Below are 2,470 nucleotides of genomic sequence, written 5' to 3' on the forward strand. Positions count from 1 at the left end.
AAATAACAAACGGATTTAACTGCTTCAAGCATAACGCCAAGCGATGTCGGTTTTAGCAGTTTCAACAATGTCATCGTGTTCAAGCGCCGGGATAAAACGTCAACTCATCACCGTTCAAGTCGTCCGGCAATTCCGTACCGCCCTCGTCGCCAAATAATAGCTCTGCCAGTTTATCAATGAGGTCTAAGCGGTCGTTGGCGTTTTTGTCTTTAGTTAACTCATAAAACGCATTGGCACCATCAGCACCAAATATTCCACCTAGTAAAGAAGCACTAATTACAACGGTTAGCGTAATTGGTGCAGTGATGGTAACGCCAGCTACAGCCCCTAATGCCAATGCGGCTCCACCAAAAGCTAGCCCTACCGTTTCACCCGCTGCCGAACCCGCCGCATCAACGGCCCATTCTTTAATGATTTCCAAAGCACCCTCGTGGTCGCCATTGAGTTCGGCAGCACCGGCTTGACTTGTGACGATTAAGCCAGCAATCAATGTGCCTAAAAAACCGAATTTATTGAAGGCTTTTGTGAGTGCGGGTGGGATATCAATGTTACTAAGCTTAGTATGTAAACCAGTAATAGCATCCGGATTGTCGGGGTTTTTATAAAGATCGGATAAGCTTTCCGGCGTTAGGTTAAGGTAGTCGCTATAGTTTCCTGAATTCGGCTTGCTTAAATAGGTTTGAGAAATGGCGTTTTGTAATAGCCATCCGCCCATATGGTTAACATCTACGCCAGCCTCGCCAGCCGCTTGAAGTATTTGGCTAGAGGTAAAACCGTCCAATGTAAGATCGGCGGAATTATTGATCTTTTCGAGCAAGGTTGGTATTTCGGTTTTGACCAAAACACCGTCCATATTAGGCGAAGAGGTCATGATGCGGACAACACCTGTGGTGGCTTCAGCGAAATTTTTTTGAAATGCCTGCCCATGGTCCGTCTGTGCCGTGAAAGTTCCAGTTGAGGAGATCCTCTTTTAGGGCTTGTTTGACGGGGTCGCTGAGAGGATTTTTATCCTGCATTTCATCTAATGTTAATCCTATTGCGCCACCCAAGGCATCGTTAAATGCGTTTGAAGTTAAAAACTTGAAAGCATCTGTTTTATCAAGAATTCGGATATTAGGATCAGTTGCCATTGCTGCTGGTACATCACCCATGCGACTATAAAGCACTGTGATGCTGCCTTTTGCGTTACTAACATCAACTTGTTTTGCCAAGTTTAGTAACTCCGCTTTGGTATATGCAGGATTCGCCACTATTTTGGCAAGTTCTTTTAAAGCATTATCGTAATCGTATGACATTTTTATTCTCTCTCTATATTTCGAGTGCAAAAGAAAAGCTAGTGGAAGATGAAAATACACCGCCATCTTTGTAAGCGGTGAACGCAATCTCTAAGTCTTTAAGAATTTGAGGACGTTGACTTTCTAACTCATGGGGAATATTGATGCTAAGAAGTCTTCTTCGTGCCCAGCAGTGTTTCCCTCTGCCCCCCCCCGTTTCTAGTGTTTTAATTTCAACTATCATCAAACATCCCTTCCAGTAATAATCCCAAACAGATATACCGGTATAGCCGCCATCCAGTTCTGTGTGGTCTGACTCCGTATAAAACTTTCGCAGCCAAATATCAGCCTCCCTGTCTATCGTCCAATCATCTGCTGTCCCCCCACCTTTTTTTATGCGCTTGTTCAACTCAGCAAAGTTAAATTTTTCTAAGTCTTCTTTGGGTATATATTCGTTTATAAAAGTCATAGTTTTGCTCTCCTCTATAGGTTTTGGTTTGTAATATGTGTGACTGTAAAACTCGATAAGGTGTGCTGATGTACCGACCATCGTTTGCGTCACTCGATACCTTTAATGTCATATTTTTCATCATTACCCCAAGGCCGTAAGGCGCAATAACCAACGGGCATTGTGTCGCATGGCTTCACCTCGCGGTGATAAGGATAAATCGCTTGTTTGGTTTCTCATAACTACTTCCTGTTTGTGGTTTAGGTTATAGATATTGGCTTTCATAAAAACGGATGGCCATTTTTATGAAAAAAAACAACTAGGCCACATTCATATATAGATTTAGGTAACAATAATGCCAAGCTCGCCTTTGGTAAAACCTTGGATTTGAATATTCTCATTGATAAATAACGTGTCGCCCGACAATGTGTAAGTCGTTAAGTGGTCGGCACTCACCCAGGTATTTTCAGCAACTCTTAGTCCACCACTCAGCGGCTCGCCCTTGTACAGAATACTGCCCAGGCCATCGATGTCGAGAATCGTATCGACACCATCACCATCGTTGATGATATAAGTATCATCGCCTAAACCGCCTTCCAGATAATCATTACCGCCGTTGCCGGTGAGGGTGTCATTACTCTCGCCGCCATAAAGATGGTCAATAAGCGCACCGCCTTCAATCGCATCTGCGTCATCGCTGCCAAAAATGGTTTGATTCGTACCAGCCGATATGCCTAACTCTTTTTCA

4 protein-coding genes are annotated in these 2,470 nt (G+C 43.7%); all 4 read right to left on the minus strand.

Annotation, left to right across the window (positions count from 1 at the left end; all coding sequences use genetic code 11):
• Nucleotides 1-79: 79 nt before the first annotated feature.
• Nucleotides 80-841, minus strand: coding sequence for a hypothetical protein (locus VZ94_RS19275; protein WP_157844979.1), 762 nt, complete (start codon nt 839-841; stop codon nt 80-82).
• A 55-nt stretch (nt 842-896) separates the two neighbouring features.
• Complete coding sequence (locus tag VZ94_RS19280) at nt 897-1,295, minus strand: hypothetical protein (RefSeq protein WP_131655650.1); 399 nt, start codon at nt 1,293-1,295, stop codon at nt 897-899.
• A 13-nt stretch (nt 1,296-1,308) separates the two neighbouring features.
• Nucleotides 1,309-1,743: a hypothetical protein gene (locus tag VZ94_RS19285; protein ID WP_045780484.1), complete on the minus strand. Its 435-nt coding sequence runs from the start codon at nt 1,741-1,743 to the stop codon at nt 1,309-1,311.
• A gap of 321 nt (nt 1,744-2,064) precedes the next feature.
• A partial coding sequence (locus tag VZ94_RS26185; protein WP_045780483.1) for a calcium-binding protein occupies nt 2,065-2,470 on the minus strand: 406 nt, incomplete at its 5' end.

This window comes from Methylocucumis oryzae, assembly GCF_000963695.1.
Classification (GTDB): Bacteria; Pseudomonadota; Gammaproteobacteria; order Methylococcales; family Methylomonadaceae; genus Methylovulum; species Methylovulum oryzae.

Coding starts and splice junctions, on each gene's coding strand:
- VZ94_RS19280 (WP_131655650.1), bottom strand. CDS start 1,295: ATGTCATACGATTACGATAATGCTTTAAAAGAACTTGCCAAAATAGTG.
- VZ94_RS19285 (WP_045780484.1), bottom strand. CDS start 1,743: ATGACTTTTATAAACGAATATATACCCAAAGAAGACTTAGAAAAATTT.